The sequence below is a fragment of the Streptomyces sp. LX-29 genome, from assembly GCF_029541745.1.
GTDB lineage: Bacteria > Actinomycetota > Actinomycetes > Streptomycetales > Streptomycetaceae > Streptomyces.
In genome coordinates, this window is record NZ_CP089746.1 from 4,497,409 (window position 1) to 4,515,703 (window position 18,295).

Genomic DNA, 18,295 nt, shown 5'->3' on the forward strand with positions numbered 1-18,295 from the left:
GTCCCTGGGCGGCGCCCCCAGCTCGCGGAACGACGGCCCGCGATCGGCGAGATCTCGGGTCAGGAAGCCTTCTTGGCTTCCTGCTCGACCTGGCTCAGCTCCACCGTCTCGGCCGCCGACGGCTTCTTCGGGGTGAAGTCCTCGTCCCAGCCGGTGTACAGGATGGTGGCCTTGTCCTTGCCCTTCAGCTCGACCTTGAGCGGGTAGGGCTTGCCCTCGGCGGCGACGTACAGCGTCATGGGGTCACCCTCGCTGTTCTTGCCCTCGATGGCGACGGCCTTCTTGCCGTCGACCTCGGCGGTCCCACCCTTGGTCCACTTCTGGTCCTGGGACTCGGTGGTGTCCTTCTGCATCCGCTTGATGTCGCACAGCCCGGCCATGGCCTTCATCGCGGGGTTGGTCGCGGTGTCGTGGATGTACTTGCCCTTGAACTTCTTCTCCACGACGTCACCACCCGTCGGAACCATGGCCTGGCCCATCATGCCGGTCGGCTTCATCCAGATGTCGTCGCCGACCTTGATCAGGCTGTAGCCGCCGGACTTGCCCGCGTCCATCGAGGAGTCGCAGTTGCCCGCCTTGTTCAGCGTGAACTCGGCCGTGGTCTTCTCGCCCTCGGACACGCCCTCGAGCTTGGCCTTCAGCGCCGTCGCGGACTTCATCGCCTCGCGCGCCTTGTCGGCGATCTCGTTGGCCGAGAGCTTCTCGACGCCGGAGTCGCCGCCCTTGCCGCTGTCCTTGTCGTCGCCGCCGCAGCCGGTCACGGCGAGCGCCAGTGCCGCACACGCGGCCACGGCCCAAGCCCGGTTCTTGCTCGTCATCAGGAGTACTTCGCCCTTTATCTCATGATCTTGCTTGACGGTAGGAACCTACCGGGGCCCCTCCCGGCGGTGGCCAGGTGAGGGGCGATACATGACCGGGCCCCCATCCCCGCGGATGAGGGCCCGGTCATGTCGGCTTGCTTACTTGGCGGCCTCGACCGCGGTGATCTCGACCGTCTCGGTGGCGGCCGGCTTCTGCGGGGTGACCTTCTCGTCCCAGCCCGAGTACAGGATGGTGGCCTTGTCCTTGCCCTGCTGCTCGGCCTTGAGCGGGTAGGGCTTGCCCTCGGTGGCGATGTAGAGGGTCATCGGCTCACCGTCGTTGTCGGTGCCCTTGATGGCGATGGCCTTCTTGCCGTCGACCTCGGTGACGTCACCCTTGGTCCACTTCTTGTCCTTGGAGTCGGTGGCCTCCTTCTGGATGGCCTTGATGTCGCAGGCCTCACCGATGTCCTTGAACTTCTCGTGGTCCGTGGTGCCGTGGACGTACTTGTCCTTGAACTTGCCGGCGCCCGACTCCAGCATCATCTGGGCCATCATGCCGGTCGGCTTGACCCAGGCCTCGTTGCCGATCTTGACCAGGCTGTAGCCGCCCATGGTGCCCATGGTCATGTCGGTCTGGCAGTTGCCCTCGGAGTCCATGGCCAGCTCGGCCGTGGTCTTCTGGCCCTCGGAGACGCCGTCGACCTTGGCGGTCATGGACTTCGCGGAGACCATCGCGTCCTTCGCCTTCTGGGCGATCTCGTTGGCCTCGAGCTTCTCCACGCCGTTGGCGCCGCTCTCGACGGAGGAGCCGCCGTTGGAGCCGCCCTTCGCGTCGTCCTTCTTGTCGTCGCCGCCACAGCCGGTCACGGCCAGCGCCAGCGCCGCACACGCGGCCACGGCCCAGACCCGGTTCTTGCTCGTCATCACGGGAGTTTTGCCCTTATCTGATCGTCTTGCTTGCCTATGAGCGCCATACCCTAAGGCCCGGGTGGGCGTCTGGCGCCGCCGCCCACCCCGTCGATCAGACGCCGCCCAACTGCTCCTGCAGCTTGGCCATGTCGACCACCTGGTCCGCCGGCGGGGTCGTCGCCGGCACCGGCTTGTCCCAGTCGGTGAGCTCGATGGAGCCGCTCTCGGCGCCCTTCTGCACGATCTTCAGCGGGTAGGGCTTGCCCTCCGCGGCGACGTAGAGGGTCATCGGGTCGCCGTCCGACGACTTGCCGTTGACGGGGATGACCTTGTTGCCGTCGACGGTGACCAGCGTGCCCTTGGTCATCTTGTCGTCGCTGTCGTCGGTGTCCAGCGACTGCTGGAAGCCGGCGAGGTCGCACACGTCCGTCATGTCCTTGAACATCTCGTCGGACGTGGAGCCGTGGACCCACTTGCCCTTGAAGAGCTCGGCGGCGGCCGCGCCGTCCGAGCCGGCCTGGGTCTTCCAGAAGGTCTCGTCCGGCTTCATCCAGACCTTGTCGCTGAGCTTGATGAGCTCGAAGGAGCCCTCGGTGCCCATCTCCATGGAGCCGGCGCAGTTGCCCGAGCTGTCGAGGGCGAGGTCCATCTTCTGCCGGGTGCCGGCGGAGGTGAGGTCCATCTTCATGCGGAGCGACTTCGCCGACTCCAGCTCGGTCTCCGCCTTCTTGGAGATCTCCTTGGCGGAGAGCTTGGCGAGTTCCGAGTCGGCGTCCGAGCCCTTGTCCGGCTTGGTTCCGAGGATGCTCCCGTCCTTGTCGGACTTTCCGCCCTTGTCGGACTTGTCGCTGCCGCAGCCGGTGACGGCCAGCGCCAGCGCCGCACACGCGGCCACGGCCCAAGCCCGGTTCATCCTCGTCATCGCGCCCGCCCTGCCCCTTGCATCTTGTCGTGCCTTCTTACCTGCGTTTTACCTTACGAGCAGGGACGTGCGCAGATGCAATCCGGTTCGCCTTTTGTGGTCACTATTCAGTGACGCCGGCCACTTTCACTGAGCAATCAGGCATACATATGAACGTTTCGGTTAGGGGTCCCAGCTGCTGGCGTGGCCAGTGGGAAAACCTGGAAGACCGGAAGGCAGAAGAAACGTGTCGGCAGTCGAGACCATTCATGTGGACGGGGTGTGGCGGGGTGCCTCGTCCGGCGCTCAGCGGGAGGTCCTCGACCCCGCCGACGCCACCGTGCTGACCGTCGTCGCCGAAGGCGGCGCCGAGGACACCGACGCGGCGGTGGCCGCCGCCCGGCGCGCCTTCGACGCCGGACCCTGGCCGCGGACGCCCGTCGCCGAGCGCGCCGACCTGCTGCGCCGTGTCGCCGGGCTGCTCCAGCGCGACCGGGAGGCGATCGCGCTCACCGAGAGCCGCGACACCGGCAAGACCCTCGAAGAGGGCCGTATCGACGTCGACGACGTCACCAACGCCTTCCGCTACTTCGCCGACCTCGTGGTCAACGAGGCGGGCGGACGCGTGGTGGACGCCGGCAGCCCCGATGTGCACAGCGTGGTCGTGTACGAGCCGGTGGGCGTCTGCGCCCTGATCACCCCCTGGAACTACCCTCTGCTCCAGGCGAGTTGGAAGATCGCTCCGGCGCTCGCGGCCGGCAACACCTTCGTCATCAAGCCCAGCGAGATCACCCCGCTCTCCACCGTCCATCTGCTGCGACTACTGGTGGAGGCCGGACTCCCGGCCGGCGTGGCCAACCTGGTCACCGGCGCCGGCGACCCGGTCGGCGCCCGACTCGCCGACCACCCCGACGTGGACCTGGTCTCCTTCACCGGCGGCCTGGCCAGCGGCACCAAGGTGATGGCGGCCGCCGCCCCGAGCGTGAAGAAGGTGGCGCTGGAGCTGGGCGGCAAGAACCCCAACGTCGTCTTCGCCGACGCCTGCGCCACCCCCGAGGGCTTCGACACCGCCGTGGACCAGGCGCTCAACGCCGCCTTCATCCACAGCGGACAGGTCTGCTCGGCCGGCTCCCGGCTCATCGTCGAGGAGTCCGTGCGCGAGCGCTTCGTCGCCGAACTCGCCCGCCGCGCCGAGCGGATCACCCTCGGCCGCGGCACCGAGAGCGGCGTGGAGTGCGGCCCGCTGGTCTCCGCCCAGCAGCTGGCCAAGACCGCGGCGTATGTGGAGTCCGCGCTCGCCGAAGGCGCCCTGCTGCGCTGCGGCGGCGCCCGGCCCGAGCCCTCCGAGGCGAACCCCGAGCGGCCCGCCTCCGGGTACTTCTACCTGCCGACCGTGCTCGACGGCTGCCACCGCGAGATGCGGGTGGTGCGCGAGGAGACCTTCGGCCCGATCCTCACCGTGGAGACCTTCCGCACCGAGGACGAGGCCGTGGCGCTCGCCAACGACACCGAGTACGGGCTGGCCGGAGCCGTGTGGTCCGCGGACACCGCCCGCGCCCGACGGGTCGCCGGCCGGTTGCGGCACGGCACGGTCTGGATCAACGACTACCACCCCTACCTGCCGCAGGCGGAGTGGGGCGGCTTCGGCAAGTCCGGCGTCGGCCGCGAGCTGGGCCCCTCCGGCCTGGCCGAGTACCGCGAGGCCAAGCACGTCTACGAGAACCTCCGGCCCCGGCCGGTCCGCTGGTTCGCCGGCTGAGCGACCACCGCCCACCGACGCCCACCAGCCTGCGCAGCAGAGGAGTACCCGAATGCCCCCCCAGCCCTCCCACGTCTACGACTACGTCGTCGTCGGTGGCGGCACCGCCGGCTCGGTGATCGCCTCCCGGCTCACCGAGGACCCGTCCGTGCGCGTCGCCGTCATCGAAGGCGGCCCCTCCGACGTCGACCGCCCCGAGGTGCTCACCCTGCGCCGCTGGCTCGGACTGCTCGGTGGCGAACTCGACTACGACTACCCGACGGTGGAACAGCCGCGCGGCAACTCCCACATCAGACACAGCCGCGCCCGCGTCCTCGGCGGCTGCTCCTCGCACAACACCCTGATCTCCTTCAAGCCGCTCCCCGGTGACTGGGACGAGTGGGCCGAGGCCGGCGCCGAGGGCTGGGACGCGGCCTCCATGGACCCGTACTTCCACCGGCTGCGCAACAACATCGTCCCCGTGGACGAGAAGGACCGGAACGCCATCGCCCGCGACTTCGTCGAGGCGGCCCGCGTCGCCGCCGACGTGCCGCGCGTCGAGGGCTTCAACCAGCGGCCCTTCCACGAGGGCGTCGGCTTCTTCGACCTCGCGTACCACCCGGAGAACAACAAGCGCTCCTCCGCCTCCGTCGCCTACCTCCACCCCCACCTGGAGGCCGGCGACCGCCCCAACCTGACGCTGCTGCTGGAGACCTGGGCGCACAAGCTGGAGTTCGACGCCACGCTCCGCGCCACCGGGGTGCGGGTGCGCACCAAGGACGGCGAGGAACTGCTGATCGAGGCCGAGCGCGAGGTGCTGGTCTGCGCCGGCGCCGTCGACACCCCGCGGCTGCTGCTGCACTCCGGCATCGGCCCCAGGGCCGACCTGGAGGCGCTGGGCATCCCCGTCCTGCACGACCTGCCGGGCGTCGGCGAGAACCTGCTGGACCACCCCGAGTCGGTGATCGTCTGGGAGACGGACGGGCCGATCCCGGAGAACTCCGCGATGGACTCCGACGCCGGACTCTTCGTCCGCCGCGACCCCGAATCCTGCGGTCCGGACCTGATGTTCCACTTCTACCAGATCCCCTTCACCGACAACCCGGAGCGGCTCGGCTACGAGAAGCCCGAGCACGGCGTGTCGATGACGCCCAACATCCCCAAGCCGCGCAGCCGCGGCCGGCTCTACCTCACCAGCGCCGACCCGGCCGTCAAACCCGCCCTCGACTTCCGCTACTTCACCGACGAGGACGACTACGACGCGAAGACGCTGGTCGACGGCATCCGCCTGGCCCGCGAGATCGCCCGCACCGAGCCGCTGGCCGGCTGGCTCAGGCGCGAGGTCTGCCCCGGCCCCGAGCTCACCACCGACGAGGAGCTCAGCGAATACGCGCGCAAGGTCGCGCACACCGTCTACCACCCCGCCGGCACCTGCAAGATGGGCGCGCCGACCGATGAACAGGCCGTCGTCGACCCGCAGTTGCGGGTGCGGGGGCTCTCCGGCATCCGGATCGCCGACGCGTCGGTCTTCCCGACCATGACCGCCGTCAACCCGATGATCGGTGTGCTGATGGTGGGGGAGAAGTGCGCGGAACTCATCGCGCGGGGGGAAGCGGCAGCGCCCGGGGCAGCGGGGGCGATCGCACAGGGGGACAGCAAACAGACCCCGGGAGGTCATGCGTGATGAACGCCGTCGAGCCCGTCTTCTCCGTACGCAACCTGTGGAAGGTCTTCGGACCCAAGGCCGACCGGATCCCCGGCAGCCCCGAGGCCGCCCTCTCCGCCGCCGAACTGCGCGAGCGCACCGGCTGCACCGCCGCCGTCCGGGACGTCTCCTTCGACGTCCGCAAGGGCGAGGTCTTCGTCGTCATGGGCCTCTCCGGCTCCGGCAAGTCCACCCTCGTCCGCTGCCTGACCCGCCTCATCGAGCCCACGTCGGGCACGCTGGAGATCGACGGCGAGGACGTCCTCGCCATGGACCGCACCCGGCTGCGCGAGCTGCGCCGACACCGCGCCGCCATGGTCTTCCAGCACTTCGGCCTGCTGCCGCACCGCACCGTGCTCGACAACGTCGCCTACGGGCTGGAGATCCAGGGCGTCGGCAAGGCCGAACGCCGCGAGCGGGCCGCGAAGATGGTGGAGAAGGTCGGCCTCGCCGGCCTGGAGCGGCGCCGCCCCGGCCAGCTCTCCGGCGGCCAGCAGCAGCGCGTCGGTCTCGCCCGCGCGCTCGCCGTCGACCCCGAGGTCCTCCTCTTCGACGAGCCGTTCAGCGCCCTGGACCCGCTGATCCGACGGGACATGCAGGAAGAGGTGGTCCGGCTCCACCGCGACGAGGGCCGCACCATGGTCTTCATCACCCACGACCTCAGCGAGGCGCTGCGGCTCGGCGACCGGATCGCCCTGATGCGCGACGGCAGGGTCGTCCAGCTCGGCACCCCCGAGGAGATCGTCGGCTCCCCGGCCGACGACTACGTACGGGACTTCGTCCGCGACGTCCCCCGCGAGCAGGTGCTGACCGTGCGCGGTGCGCTGCGCCCGGCGGTCGGCGACGAGAGCACCTGCGGCCCGGTCCTCACCCCCGACACCACCGTGTCGCGGGCGATCGAGGCGGTCGCCCGCAGCGGCTCCGCGGCCCGCGTGGTCGAGGACGGCCGCTGCCTCGGCGTGGTCGACCACCGGCGCCTGCTGGCGGTGGTCGCCGGGCTGAAGCCGGACGGCACACCCGAAACCGCGACCGCCGAGGAAGTGGCGGCGGCATGAGCGCAGTGACCACCACCTCCGCGCCCGGCACCGGTAAGGCCAAGAGCAGGACCGGCGCCGCGGGCGCCGCCGGTTCCACCGGGCGGAAGACGGCCGACTCCGCGACCTCTCACGCCCACAGACGCGGCCCGGCGGCCGCCCTGGCCCGCCACCGCACCCTGGCCAAGCTGCTGACGCTCGCCGCCCTGGCCGCCGTGCTGGTGCCGCTGGCGCACGCCCGCTGGGCCAGCGGCAGCTGGCCGGAGGCGCTGACCGTCGACCTGGCCCAGCCGCTCGGCGACGCCAACACCTGGATCATCGACAACCGGGACAGCCACCCGGTCTTCCTCTACTTCTTCGGGCACATCAGCAACGGGATCATCATCTCGGTGCGCGCCGTCTACGTGACGCTCCTCGCCCTCGGCTGGGCCGGGGTCACCGCCGCCGCCACCCTGCTGTCCTGGCGCGTGGCCGGGCCGCGGGTGGCGGCCACCGCCGGGGTGTCGTTCGCCGTCTGCGGGCTGCTCGGCATGTGGGTGCCGACCATGCAGACGCTCGCCCTGATGGCGGTCGCGGTCACCGTGTCCGTGGTCATCGGCGCGCTGCTGGGCCTGGCCGCCGGGCTGTCCGACCGCACCCACCGCGCGCTGCGCCCCGTGCTCGACACCATGCAGGTGCTGCCGGCCTTCGCCTATCTGCTGCCGGTGGTGCTGGTCTTCGGCATCGGCGTGCCCGGCGCGGTGCTGGCCACCGTGGTCTACGCGGCCCCGCCGATGGCCCGGCTCACCGCGCTGGGCCTGCGCGGCGCCGACGCCGGGGTGCTGGAGGCCGTCTCCTCGCTCGGCGCCACCGGCCGGCAGCGGCTGCTGTCCGCGCGGCTGCCGCTGGCCCGCCGTGAGCTGCTGCTGGGCCTCAACCAGACCATCATGATGGCGCTGTCGATGGCCGTCATCGCCTCGATGATCGGCGGCGGTGGCCTCGGTGACCGCGTCTACCAGGCGCTCTCCACCGTCGACGTCGGCAAGGCGCTGGCCGCCGGCATCCCGATCGTGCTGCTCGCCGTCGTCCTGGACCGCACCACCGCGGCCGCCGGCGAGCGCGCCGGCGCCGAGCGCGGCGGCCCGACCTGGGCCCGCGGCTGGCGGGCCTGGACGGGAGTCGCGGCGCTCACGGCGGCCGCGGCGCTCGCGGCCCGTGCGCTCTCCTCCCTCACCTGGCCCGAGGGCTGGACCCTGGCCATCGCCGAACCCGTCAACGACGCCAAGGAGTGGATGGTGGACCACCTCTACTCCGGCGTGCCGGTCGTCGGCGGCACCGCCGACTGGGCGGCCGCGTACGTGCGGTGGGTGCTGGACCCGCTGCGCGACGGCCTCCAGGGGCTGCCCTGGTGGGCGGTGCTGCTCGCGGTCGCCACCCTGGCCTGGCTGATCGGCACCTGGGGCACCGCCCTGACCGCCACCCTCGCCATGGCCGCGATCGGCGTGCTCGGCGTGTGGGAGCCGTCCATGGACACGCTCTCCCAGGTCCTGGCCGCGCTGGCGGTCACGCTGGTGCTGGGCTTCACGATCGGCGTCGCCGCCGCGCGCAGCCCCCGGCTGGAGCGGTTGCTGCGCCCGGTGCTGGACGTGTGCCAGACCATGCCGCAGTTCGTCTACCTGATCCCGGTGGTCGCGCTCTTCGGCGTCGGCCGGGCCCCGGCCGCGGCCGCCGCCATCGTCTACGCGCTGCCCGCCGTCATCCGCATCACCACCCAGGGCCTGCGCCAGGTCGACCCGGCCGCCCTGGAGTCCGCCCGGTCCCTGGGCGCCACCCGCAACCAGCAGCTGTGGCAGGTCCAGCTCCCGCTGGCCCGCCCGGCCCTGCTGCTCGCCGTCAACCAGGCGGTCGTCCTGGTCCTCGCCGTTGTCATCATCGGCGGCCTGGTCGGCTCCGGGGCGCTCGGCTACGACGTCGTCTTCGGCCTCGCCCAGGGCGACCTGGCCACCGGCCTGGTCGCCGGCACCGCCATCGTCTGCCTCGGACTGATGCTGGACCGGGTGACGCAGCCGACCGCCCGCCGCGACCGGAAGGGAGCCTGACATGACCACTCGTACGAAGCTGGCCGCCGCGGCCGCGGGTGTCCTGGCGGTCACCCTCACCGGCTGCGGCGCGGCCGACATGACCCAGCAGACCTCGCCGTACGCCAACGTCGACGGGGCGAAGACGGTCACCCTGTCCGTCCAGTCCTGGGTCGGCGCGCAGGCCAACGTGGCCGTCGCCCAGTACCTGCTGGAGCACGAGCTGGACTACCGCGTCGACACCGTCCAGGTCGACGAGGTCCCCGCCTGGGACGCCCTCAGCCAGGGCCGGGTCGACGCCCTCCTGGAGGACTGGGGCCACCCCGAGCAGGAACAGCGCTACGTCCAGGACAAGAAGACCATCGCCCGCGGCGGCGACCTCGGCGTCACCGGCCACATCGGCTGGTACGTCCCCAAGTACTTCGCCGACGCCCACCCCGACGTCACCGACTGGAAGAACCTCAACAAGTACGCCGACGAGTTCCGCACCCCGGAGAGCGGCGGCAAGGGCCAACTCCTCGACGGCTCCCCCTCCTACATCACCAACGACAAGGCCCTGGTGAACAACCTCGACCTGGACCTCCAGGTCGTCTTCGCCGGCTCCGAGGCCGCCCAGATCACCCAGATCAAGCAGTTCGCCAAGGAGAAGAAGCCCTTCCTCACCTACTGGTACGAACCCCAGTGGCTCTTCAACGAGGTCCCCATGGTCGAGGTGAAGCTGCCGAAGTACACCGACGCCTGCGCCGAGAAGGGCGCCGCCGACCCGAAGACCGTCGACTGCGCCTACCCCACCACCCCGCTGCAGAAGTACCTCAACGCCGACTTCGCGAAGGAGGGCGGCAAGGCGGCGGAGTTCCTGAAGAGGTTCCGCTGGACCAAGGAGATGCAGAACGAGGTGTCGGAGCTCATCGCTTCTAAGGGCCTCACTCCCGAGGAGGCGGCCGAGCGGTGGGTGAAGGACAACCGGGAGGTGTGGCGGGCGTGGCTCTGACGTGAGCCGACGAGCGCCCCACCCGCGCTGAGAGCGAGGCCCCGGCGCAAGGGCTACTTCGGAAAGAGAGAGGTGTCGAGTTCGAAGCCGAAAGGCTCGGGCAGCGGCACCCGTTCCCCGAACGGAACGGTCTTCTCGTCCCGGAACCGGCCCTTGCCGTCGGGGTTCGCGTACACGGTCGTGCTCCCGCCGCCGTCATGCGGATCCACGAGCAGGTAGACGGGGACCTGCGAGTGGGCGTAGCCCCAGAGCTTGGAGGTGCGGTCGCGACGTGCCGTGGACGGTGAGGTGATCTCGCACGCGAGGAGTACGTCGTCGGCGGGAAGCTGCCACTCCTTGCGGTTGTCGGTCAGCGCGGCCGCCTCGCAGACGAGGAGATCGGGGATGAACCGCTCACCGGTCGCCGGGAGGACGACGGTTTCCGTGTTGGTGATCATCCACTCGTCCGGGGTCGCCTTGATGAGCATGCGCATCAGCCGGCCGAAGATCCAGTTGTGCTGACTCGTGGGCGTGGGTGAAATGACGATCTCCCCCCCGATGAGCTCCGCGCGCTGCCCCTCGGGCAGGTCAAGGTGCTCATAGGTGTGCATGAGCTCTTCCAGCGTCTGGTCGGGCAGCGGCGCCGTCATCACGAGACCTCCCATGTCCGGGCCCTTCCTCCGTGACTCCGAGCCGACGAGCCGTACCGCCGCCGTCGGAGCCTGTGACCATCATGGGCCCATGGCGCGGCCCACGACACGACGATCGCCCTCGCCTGTCACAGCGACGGCGAGGGCGATCGGTTACGCCATGTGTTCGATAAGCGACAGTGGGGCAGGTCCTTCATGGTGCGGTGGTGCAGCCGCGGTCCTTCGCCACAGCGGTGGCGAAGGACCGGAGAACCCGGTCCAAGTCGTCGTCGGCCGGGCTGTTGTCCAGCCACAGGTCCTGGTACGCGCTGTTGTGCTCCACTCCGACGTACGCCTCTTCCGGGCCGCACTTCACCATCGTGTGCGTGCCCAACGTGCCCTTGGAGCCGTTGAAACGTGCGGCTTCCGCGAGCACCGGATCCTGGCTGAAGGAGAAGGTGAGCTGTGGTGTGGACCGCCCCTGGAGGTAGACGTCGCAGGCCCAGGTTCGCGTACCGGATCCGGTGTACAGCTCGGTGCCAGGGGCCGCCTTCCCCCTGATGAAGGCTCGCTCGGGCAGCCGGAAGCCCTTGATGCCGCAGACCTTGTTCGTGTCGCTCCTGCGGACGTGGCCCGAGTCGACCGGGCCGCGCAGACGGACCGGGCTCCGCAGCGCCTTGTCCGGGCATCCGGCCTTCTCTGTGACATGCCGGGCCGCGTCCACCGCCACCCGCGCCACGGCCTGCCGTGTCGAGTCGCCGTCGGTCACGTTCACCTCGATGACGGGAACGGTGCCGGTCTTCCCGAAGTCGACGCCCAGCTTGCTCCGGCAGGCCGCCGGGAGCATCACCCAGCCACGCGTATCGGACACGGCGCCCGTTGCTCCGCCGACGAGGTAGGACATACCCGAAGGGTTCTTCCATACGACTGTCTGGAAGGCGAAGTCGGCTCTCTCGTTGCTGAGACCGACCGTCAGACGGGGCTGCTCGGCGCCGAGCAGCCTGCTGGTGCGCCGCACCTCGCACGAGGGGGCGGTCGCGTCGGGTGTCAGCCCGTCCGACGCCTGCGTCAGCCGCCCCGTGCCGTCCAGCACGGCACCCACCTCAGCGGAGGACAGCGCCCCGTCGCAGAAGTCGTCCCGCCCGAAGGCGTCGGTGTTCCACCAGACGTGGAGCCCTGCACCGGTGAGCACGGTGACGACGCCCACCAGCACGAGGATTCTCACTCTCAGGCTTGCGCCCTCGCCCCTGAACACGTGCTACTTCCGTTCCCGCAAGGCGTCGTAGGCGTTCTCCCGACCGCTTGTGTAAGCCTCCTTGGCCTCACGCTGCGCGGCGCCGATCTCGTCCGTGGAGCGGTGGTCTTCCTTCCCCCAGCTCGCGAAGTAGGCGTCGAGGGCGTCCTCTGCCGCGTCGTTGCCGGCGCTGAGCTTGTCGCGGGCGAGCAGGCCCTGCTCTGAGGAGACGCCCTTGAGCCATTCGTTCGCGATGCCGTCGACGGTCCGCTGGGCCATGTCGCCGACGACCGGGATGCCGGTGACCATGCCACCCACCAGGTGATAGCCGTACACCCTCTTGTCGCCCGCCTCCGCGAGCTTGGTGTCGCGCTCGCTGAGGTCGATGTCGCCGCCGATCGCGTTGAGCGCGCCGAACACCTCGCCGACCTTCGCGGAGCGGTTCTCAACGGACGAGATGGTGTGCAGGTCTCCCGTCGCGAGCTGTTCGGCCATGTAGCCCTGTGCCGACCGACGCAGCAGGAGATAGTTCTCGTCGTCCTCGGAGACTCCCCGCATCATGCGGAGAACGCTGCTCCTGCTGTTCTGGATCTGCGAGTCATCACCCGCCGAGTGGGAATCGTTCTTGCCCACCCGGTCGCCAGGGCCGTCGCCCTGGAGGATGTCCACCGTATCGGGGGTGTAGTCCGAGAGCGCCCGGGCGAACGAGCCTCTGAAGCCGGCGTAGTCATCGCCCTTGAGGACGTTGTCGCCGTTGGCGACGCGGTCGTCCTTGCCGTCCTTGCCGTCCGGGTGGCCGTAGTCGAGCAGGTTGATCGCGTCGTGCATGATCCGGGCCTGCGCCTCGGAGTGACGGCCTGCGTCCCCGCCGGGCGTGTGGGGCTCGCGCCCGGTGGTGCCCGCCTCGATCGCCAAGCCCAGCCCCGTGCGGGCGTCCTTCTCGTGGGTGTCGCTGCCGGTGTACTCGAAGTTGCCGCGCCAGTCGGTGGTGTTGCTCAGGTTCCAGTCGCGGTCCTTCATCAGGTAGGTCAGCCGGTCCTTGGCCCCGTCCGTCGCGGGGTCGAGATACGCGGTGGACAGCTGCGGGTCGCGGCTCATGATCTCCAGGGAGCCGTCCACGGGGTCGTTGGCGAACCAGCCGTCCTTCTTGCCCTCGAACTCCCCGTAGAGGTCCCAGATGTTCTGGTCCTTCTTCTCCGCCGCGATCATGTCGTCGGTGACGTCGGAGAGGAACTGCGGCGAGTAGCCGTCGCCCTGCTTCATCAGGGTGATCAGGCTCTGGTAGCCGCGGACCTGCTGGTCACGGCCCTTGAACCCGGGGCCCCTCTCCTCGCCGGCGACCTTCAGGTCGTACGCGTCGACGCCGGCCTTCTTCAGGCCCTCGCGCCAGTCGTTGTAGAACTTCGCGTCGCCCGACGCGGACCACTTCTCGAAGGCGTCCTGGTACGCCTTGGTGCCGTAGGCGAGCTTCTTGCCGTCGGCGCCCGCGAAGTCCGGTACGCGGGTGGCGCCCGCGATGGTGGTCGCCAGGCCCTTCTCCAGGGCGAGGTAGTCCTTCTTGTGGCCGGTGTCGTCGTAGTAGGCGAGATCGTTGAACTTGTTGCCGAGCTTGAGGGTGTCCTCGGGGCCGAGAGAGGTCAGGAAGGTCTGGCTGAAGACCTTGTCGTCGGCGTTGTCGCGGTTGAGCCGCTCCCACTCGGCGCGTTCGGTGTCGCTGAGCTTGTCGCCGTCGAGGACCTTGTCGGCGTACTCCTTGGCCTTCCGGGCCTCGTAGATCTCGATGTCGCCCTTGGCCTGCCCGTTGAAGTCGTGCCCGCCCAGGGTGATGTCGTCCAGGGCCCGGATGCCGGCGGACTCGCGCAGGGCCAGCTTGGCGCCCTGGTCGGCGTCGTCGACGTGCTGGACGGCCTTCTTGATGGCGTCGGTCCACTTGGTCTCGGCCGCCACGGTCTTCTGGCGCCAGCTCTCGTAGTCGGTGTCCTTCTTGTCGCTCTCGTCGATCAGGCTCCAGTCATAGGTGACCTTGCCCTGGGAGTCGACGAGGAAGTGCTCCTTCTTGGCGTCGGCGACCAGGTCCTTGACCGCCTTGACCAGGGTGGTGAACTGCGTGTGCGCGTCCCGGAGCAGGGAGGCGATCGCCTTGGCCTGGGTCTGGGCGGCGGCGAGCTGGCCCTGGGTGGCCCTGAACTGGGCGGAGGCGCCGCCGGCGGCGACGCCGAGCCAGCCGCCGTCGTCGGAGACCGTCTGGACCTTCTGCTTGTAGAGGTCCTCGACGGACTTGAACTTCCCGGCCATCTCGTCCCACTTGCCGGCTGCCGTGGTGAGCGGGTCCAGCTTGACGGTGACGACGTCCTGGTAGGTGAGCGTCATGGTCGGCCCCGCCCCCTCAGTTGCCGTTTTGGCTGGTCGGGGGCAGCAGGAACCGGTTGAGGGTGGAGCCGGTCCGGATGTCGTAGCTCTGGAAGCCGTACCGGGTGCCCTGCAGCGCGGTCCTGTCGGCGGCGAGCCGGCCCTGGAGGGCCTTGACCTGCTTGTCCCACTCGGTCGCCACGTCCTTGAGCCCGGAGCCGGTGGCCCAGTCGGTGAAGGCGGTCACGGCCTTGGTGGTCGCCTCGTCCGCCACGGTGCCGGCCGTCCCGGTGTCCGGCTGGATGTCCTCCGTGAGCGCCTTGACCGCTGCCGCCTTCCCCGGGTTGTTCGTCTTGAGTACGCCCAGACCCTGTGGTCCCCCGTCGGACATGTGACCCGCCTTCCCCCGTCTCCCGGCCTTGGTGATCAAGCCGGCGGCCACGCTAACTCGCCCGGCTGGCACCGCAGATGAGAGGAGGGCGGTCTTAACGGATCCTCTACGTCACGGCGTCGCTCACGCGTGGGTGCCCGGCTGGTAGGCGCCCGGCACCGAGCGGCAGGTGACGGCGATGCGGTTCCAGGAGTTGATGGCGATGATGAGCGAGATCAGCTGGGACAGCTCCTTCTCGTCGAAGTGCCCGGCCGCCCGCTGGAAGACCTCGTCCGGCACGAAGCCGTCGGTCAGCACCGTGACGGCCTCGGTCAGGGCGAGCGCCGCCTGCTCCTTCTCCGTGTAGTAACCCGGCGCCTCCTCCCACGCGTTGAGGAGGTAGATGCGCGCCTCGCTCTCGCCCATGTGCCGCGCGTCCTTGGTGTGCATGTCCAGGCAGAAGGCACAGTGGTTGATCTGCGAGGCTCGGATCTTCACCAGCTCGATCAGAACCGGGTCCAGGCCCTTGCGGGCGGCCATCTCCAGGCCGAGCATGGCCTTGTAGACCTCGGGGGCGTGCTTCGCGAGGTTGAGTCGGGGCTCGTGTGCGTGGGTGTTCTCCTGAGTGGTCATGCCTCCACGCTAAGCCGGGATTAACCCACGGGTATGGTCCAATTCCATGGAGGATTCCTGGGCCACTCTCGGCAGTGATCTGCACCTGGACCTGGCCGGCGCGCCGGGCTCCGGCGACCGCGGCCGGGGCGGGACGGGGGTGCGCGCCGCGCTCACCGCGGCCCTGCGGGAGGCCGTCCGCGGCGGACGACTGGCCCCCGGCACCCGGCTGCCGTCCTCCCGTTCGCTCGCGGCCGACCTCGGCATCGCCCGCAACACCGTCGCCGACGCCTACGGCGACCTGGTCGCGGAGGGTTGGCTCACCGCCCGTCAGGGCTCCGGCACCCGCGTCGCCCAGCGCGTCATTCCGCCCGAGCCCGCCCCGCCGCGCTCTCCCGCGGTCCGGCTCAGCCCGCGCCCCGTCTACAACCTCCGGCCCGGCAGCCCGGACGTCTCCGCCTTCCCCCGCGCGGCCTGGCTCGCCGCCTCCCGCCGCGCCCTGACCCGTGCCCCGAACGACGCCTTCGGCCACGTCGACCGGCGCGGCCGCGCGGAGTTGCGCCAGGTGCTGGCCGGATACCTGGCGCGCGCCCGCGGGGTGCGGGCGGATCCCGAGCGCATCGTCGTCTTCTCGGGCTTCGTCCAGGGACTCAGCCTGCTCGGCCGGGTGCTCGCCGCGCGCGGGTGGGAGGAGGTGGCGGTCGAGTCGTACGGGCTGCACTTCCACCGCGACGTCTTCCCCCGCGTGGGGCTGCGCACCCGCCCGCTGACCGTTGACGAGCACGGCGCGCGCATCGGCGAGCTGACGACGGCACCCGAGCTGCGCGACGCACGGGCGGTGCTGCTCACCCCGGCGCACCAGTTCCCGACCGGCGTCTCGCTCCACCCCGACCGGCGGGCCGCGGTGGTCGACTGGGCGCGGGCGGTCGACGGGCTGGTCCTGGAGGACGACTACGACGGCGAGTTCCGCTACGACAGGCAGTCGGTGGGCGCCCTTCAGGGTCTGGATCCGGAGCGCGTCGTCTATCTCGGCACCACCAGCAAGAGCCTCGCCCCGGCCCTCCGGCTCGCCTGGATGGTGCTGCCCGACCGACTCGTGGACGAGGTGCTGACGCTGAAGGCGACCGGCGAGTGGCCGCAGGGCGCGCTGGACCAGCTCACGCTTGCGGAGTTCATCGACTCGGGCGCGTACGACCGCCATGTGCGCGGCATGCGACTGCGCTACCGGCGCCGGCGCGACCAGCTCGTCGCCGCGCTCGCCGAACGCGCCCCGCACATCCGGGTCAGCGGCATCGCCGCCGGACTCCACGCCGTCCTCGAACTGCCCCCGGGCACGGAGCGGTCCGTCATCCAGGGCGCGGCCTGGCACGGCCTGGCGCTGGACGGCCTGTCGGCCTTCCGCTACGGGGACGAGGGCGGCCGCGACGCCCTGGTCTTCGCCTACGGCACCCCGCCCGACCACGCCTTCGCGGGCGCGCTGGACGCGCTGTGCCGCGTGCTCTAGCGGCTCGTCCCGCCCGTGGCCCCGGCCGGCCGCGATGGGCTCGCCCCGGTCTTCCCGGTCGACCCCCCTCGCGCCTCGTCGGGGACGATCTCCCCGTCCCGGAGGTGGTACCGGTGCGTCGGCGAACACCCGATCGACGGCGTGATCAGCAGGCTGACCGCGATGGGCTGCGGCGGGGCGCTCGCCGTGGAGAACTGGCACACCGCCTGCGACCCGGTCAGCGGGAACCAGAACCAGCCGTCGGCCGCGCCGACCGTCTCCTGGTCCCGGAGCTTCCAGCGGCCGTCGGCCTGGGTGTAGGTGGCCAGTCTCACCGTCGCCGCGTACGGGTCGGAGGTGGAGCGGACGGCGGTGAGGGTGATCTGGAGGTCCGTCCCGAGCGTGCTGGACGCGATCTGCCGGGTCTGGGCCCGGGAGGGGGTGTCGCCACGGTCCTGCGGTCCGACGGCGGTGGCCTGCGGCCCGGTGGCCGCCGCCGAGGCCAGGGCCAGGGCGCCGGCGGTCAGTGCGGTGTGCCGGATCCGGCGGATGCTGGTCTTCATGCTGATCTCCTGAGGGGGAGCGCGTGGTGGACCCTGCTGTCGAAATGACGCCCGAGTGTCTCCGACGGTTGTACGGAGATGGCCCGGTATCACCCGTTTGGCGGAGCGGCGATTTGCTCCACGCTGTGCAGTTTCTCCACCGTGGCCGGAAGCTCAACGCTGTAGAGTGACGGCGTGGCAGAGCGGACACCGGGGCCGGAGCGGCGCAAGGCCCCCAGCAGGCGGGAGCGACTCCGCGCGGAGACCTCGCGCGAGATCAAGACCATCGCGCTCAAGCTCATGGCCGAGGGCGGCCCGGACGCCATCACCCTGCGCGCCATCGCCCGCGAGATGGGCATGACGGCCGGCGCGATCTACGGCTACTACGCCACCCGCGACGACCTCGTCTCGACCCTCATCGCCGACGTCTACACCTCGCTGGTCCAGGCGGTCGAGTCCGCGCGCGACGCGCTGCCGCCGGACGACGCCGCGGGCCGGCTGCTGGCCTGGGCGACGGCCTTCCGGGCCTGGTCGCTCGCCAACCCCGAGGGCTTCCGACTCATCTACGGCGACCCCGTCCCCGGCTACCAACGGCCCGAGGGCGGCGCCGCCGCCGAGGCCGCGCACCGGGCCTGCCTCGGCCTCACCGGACTGGTCGCCGGCGCCTGGCCGCACGCCCGGTCCCGGCACGCCGACACCGACTTCGACTGGGACGACTTCGACCCCGACCTGGTCGCCGTGGTCCGCGCCGCCCACCCCGAACTGCCCCCCGCCGCCGTCGCCCTGGCGCTCCGCGTGTGGGGCCGCATGCACGGCCTGGTCGCCCTGGAGGTCTACGGCCACCTCCGCCCCCAGACCCCCCGCACCGCCACCCTCTACGAGGCCGAACTCCGCGACCTCACCCACTCCCTGGGGCTGGCGACCTGAGCCGCTCCTCGGTCTGAGGGGGTGATCGAAGG

Annotated in this window: 16 protein-coding genes; 7 read left to right on the plus strand and 9 right to left on the minus strand. The window is 70.6% G+C overall.

Annotation, left to right across the window (positions count from 1 at the left end; genetic code table 11):
- Positions 1-59 precede the first annotated feature (59 nt).
- From LRS74_RS19385 to LRS74_RS19395, 3 genes are all read right to left on the minus strand, one after another.
- Positions 60-818 (minus strand): hypothetical protein, encoded by a 759-nt coding sequence (locus LRS74_RS19385; protein WP_277742180.1) that lies wholly within the window; start codon positions 816-818, stop codon positions 60-62.
- A 141-nt stretch (positions 819-959) separates the two neighbouring features.
- Positions 960-1,727 (minus strand): hypothetical protein, encoded by a 768-nt coding sequence (locus LRS74_RS19390; RefSeq protein WP_277742181.1) that lies wholly within the window; start codon positions 1,725-1,727, stop codon positions 960-962.
- A gap of 97 nt (positions 1,728-1,824) precedes the next feature.
- Complete coding sequence (locus LRS74_RS19395; RefSeq protein WP_277742182.1) at positions 1,825-2,634, minus strand: hypothetical protein; 810 nt, start codon at positions 2,632-2,634, stop codon at positions 1,825-1,827.
- A gap of 226 nt (positions 2,635-2,860) precedes the next feature.
- On the opposite strand from LRS74_RS19395, the gene LRS74_RS19400 reads away from it, so the two are divergent.
- From LRS74_RS19400 to LRS74_RS19420, 5 genes are read left to right on the plus strand one after another with little or no spacing between them, the layout of a single operon-like run.
- Positions 2,861-4,372 (plus strand): aldehyde dehydrogenase family protein, encoded by a 1,512-nt coding sequence (locus LRS74_RS19400; protein WP_277742183.1) that lies wholly within the window; start codon positions 2,861-2,863, stop codon positions 4,370-4,372.
- Positions 4,373-4,424: 52 nt separating this feature from the next.
- Entirely contained in the window at positions 4,425-6,035 is a 1,611-nt protein-coding gene (locus LRS74_RS19405; RefSeq protein ID WP_277742184.1) for a GMC oxidoreductase, read from the plus strand.
- Positions 6,035-7,111: a glycine betaine/L-proline ABC transporter ATP-binding protein gene (locus LRS74_RS19410; protein ID WP_277742185.1), complete on the plus strand. Its 1,077-nt coding sequence runs from the start codon at positions 6,035-6,037 to the stop codon at positions 7,109-7,111. The genes LRS74_RS19405 and LRS74_RS19410 overlap by 1 nt, the downstream gene beginning before the upstream one ends.
- On the plus strand, positions 7,108-9,168 hold the full coding sequence (locus LRS74_RS19415; protein ID WP_277742186.1) for an ABC transporter permease subunit: 2,061 nt from the start codon (positions 7,108-7,110) through the stop codon (positions 9,166-9,168). Before LRS74_RS19410 ends, LRS74_RS19415 begins: the two co-directional genes overlap by 4 nt.
- Position 9,169: 1 nt before the next feature.
- Positions 9,170-10,138: an ABC transporter substrate-binding protein gene (locus LRS74_RS19420; RefSeq protein WP_277742187.1), complete on the plus strand. Its 969-nt coding sequence runs from the start codon at positions 9,170-9,172 to the stop codon at positions 10,136-10,138.
- Between the two features lie 53 nt (positions 10,139-10,191).
- Here the strand turns inward: LRS74_RS19420 and LRS74_RS19425 are convergent, their stop codons facing one another.
- The 5 genes from LRS74_RS19425 to LRS74_RS19445 form a co-directional block, all read right to left on the minus strand.
- A complete protein-coding gene (locus tag LRS74_RS19425; protein WP_144385374.1) occupies positions 10,192-10,782 on the minus strand; it encodes a Uma2 family endonuclease in 591 nt (196 codons plus the stop codon).
- Positions 10,783-10,960: 178 nt separating this feature from the next.
- Positions 10,961-11,971: a hypothetical protein gene (locus LRS74_RS19430; RefSeq protein ID WP_277742188.1), complete on the minus strand. Its 1,011-nt coding sequence runs from the start codon at positions 11,969-11,971 to the stop codon at positions 10,961-10,963.
- A 33-nt stretch (positions 11,972-12,004) separates the two neighbouring features.
- A complete protein-coding gene (locus LRS74_RS19435; RefSeq protein ID WP_277742189.1) occupies positions 12,005-14,350 on the minus strand; it encodes a hypothetical protein in 2,346 nt (781 codons plus the stop codon).
- A gap of 16 nt (positions 14,351-14,366) precedes the next feature.
- The gene (locus tag LRS74_RS19440) at positions 14,367-14,720 is read right to left on the minus strand and encodes a hypothetical protein (protein ID WP_277742190.1); all 354 of its coding nucleotides are present in this window, start codon (positions 14,718-14,720) and stop codon (positions 14,367-14,369) included.
- Positions 14,721-14,843: 123 nt separating this feature from the next.
- A complete protein-coding gene (locus tag LRS74_RS19445; RefSeq protein WP_277742191.1) occupies positions 14,844-15,332 on the minus strand; it encodes a carboxymuconolactone decarboxylase family protein in 489 nt (162 codons plus the stop codon).
- Between the two features lie 46 nt (positions 15,333-15,378).
- On the opposite strand from LRS74_RS19445, the gene LRS74_RS19450 reads away from it, so the two are divergent.
- Entirely contained in the window at positions 15,379-16,815 is a 1,437-nt protein-coding gene (locus tag LRS74_RS19450) for a PLP-dependent aminotransferase family protein (protein WP_277742192.1), read from the plus strand.
- On the opposite strand, the gene LRS74_RS19455 is transcribed toward LRS74_RS19450, so the two are convergent.
- Entirely contained in the window at positions 16,812-17,357 is a 546-nt protein-coding gene (locus tag LRS74_RS19455) for a hypothetical protein (protein ID WP_277742193.1), read from the minus strand. The two genes, LRS74_RS19450 and LRS74_RS19455, sit on opposite strands and share 4 nt — an antisense overlap.
- A gap of 174 nt (positions 17,358-17,531) precedes the next feature.
- Here LRS74_RS19455 and LRS74_RS19460 point away from each other — a divergent pair, with 174 nt between their 5' ends.
- A complete protein-coding gene (locus LRS74_RS19460; RefSeq protein ID WP_277742194.1) occupies positions 17,532-18,263 on the plus strand; it encodes a TetR/AcrR family transcriptional regulator in 732 nt (243 codons plus the stop codon).
- Positions 18,264-18,295: the final 32 nt, after the last annotated feature.

Excerpts from the sequence above, each read along its gene's own strand:
- LRS74_RS19440 (WP_277742190.1), bottom strand. The coding sequence starts at position 14,720 with ATGTCCGACGGGGGACCACAGGGTCTGGGCGTACTCAAGACGAACAAC.
- LRS74_RS19395 (WP_277742182.1), bottom strand. The coding sequence starts at position 2,634 with ATGACGAGGATGAACCGGGCTTGGGCCGTGGCCGCGTGTGCGGCGCTG.
- LRS74_RS19445 (WP_277742191.1), bottom strand. The coding sequence starts at position 15,332 with ATGACCACTCAGGAGAACACCCACGCACACGAGCCCCGACTCAACCTC.
- LRS74_RS19405 (WP_277742184.1), top strand. The coding sequence starts at position 4,425 with ATGCCCCCCCAGCCCTCCCACGTCTACGACTACGTCGTCGTCGGTGGC.
- LRS74_RS19425 (WP_144385374.1), bottom strand. The coding sequence starts at position 10,782 with ATGGGAGGTCTCGTGATGACGGCGCCGCTGCCCGACCAGACGCTGGAA.
- LRS74_RS19415 (WP_277742186.1), top strand. The coding sequence starts at position 7,108 with ATGAGCGCAGTGACCACCACCTCCGCGCCCGGCACCGGTAAGGCCAAG.
- LRS74_RS19420 (WP_277742187.1), top strand. The coding sequence starts at position 9,170 with ATGACCACTCGTACGAAGCTGGCCGCCGCGGCCGCGGGTGTCCTGGCG.
- LRS74_RS19455 (WP_277742193.1), bottom strand. The coding sequence starts at position 17,357 with ATGAAGACCAGCATCCGCCGGATCCGGCACACCGCACTGACCGCCGGC.
- LRS74_RS19385 (WP_277742180.1), bottom strand. The coding sequence starts at position 818 with ATGACGAGCAAGAACCGGGCTTGGGCCGTGGCCGCGTGTGCGGCACTG.
- LRS74_RS19435 (WP_277742189.1), bottom strand. The coding sequence starts at position 14,350 with ATGACGCTCACCTACCAGGACGTCGTCACCGTCAAGCTGGACCCGCTC.
- LRS74_RS19450 (WP_277742192.1), top strand. The coding sequence starts at position 15,379 with ATGGAGGATTCCTGGGCCACTCTCGGCAGTGATCTGCACCTGGACCTG.
- LRS74_RS19390 (WP_277742181.1), bottom strand. The coding sequence starts at position 1,727 with ATGACGAGCAAGAACCGGGTCTGGGCCGTGGCCGCGTGTGCGGCGCTG.
- LRS74_RS19410 (WP_277742185.1), top strand. The coding sequence starts at position 6,035 with ATGAACGCCGTCGAGCCCGTCTTCTCCGTACGCAACCTGTGGAAGGTC.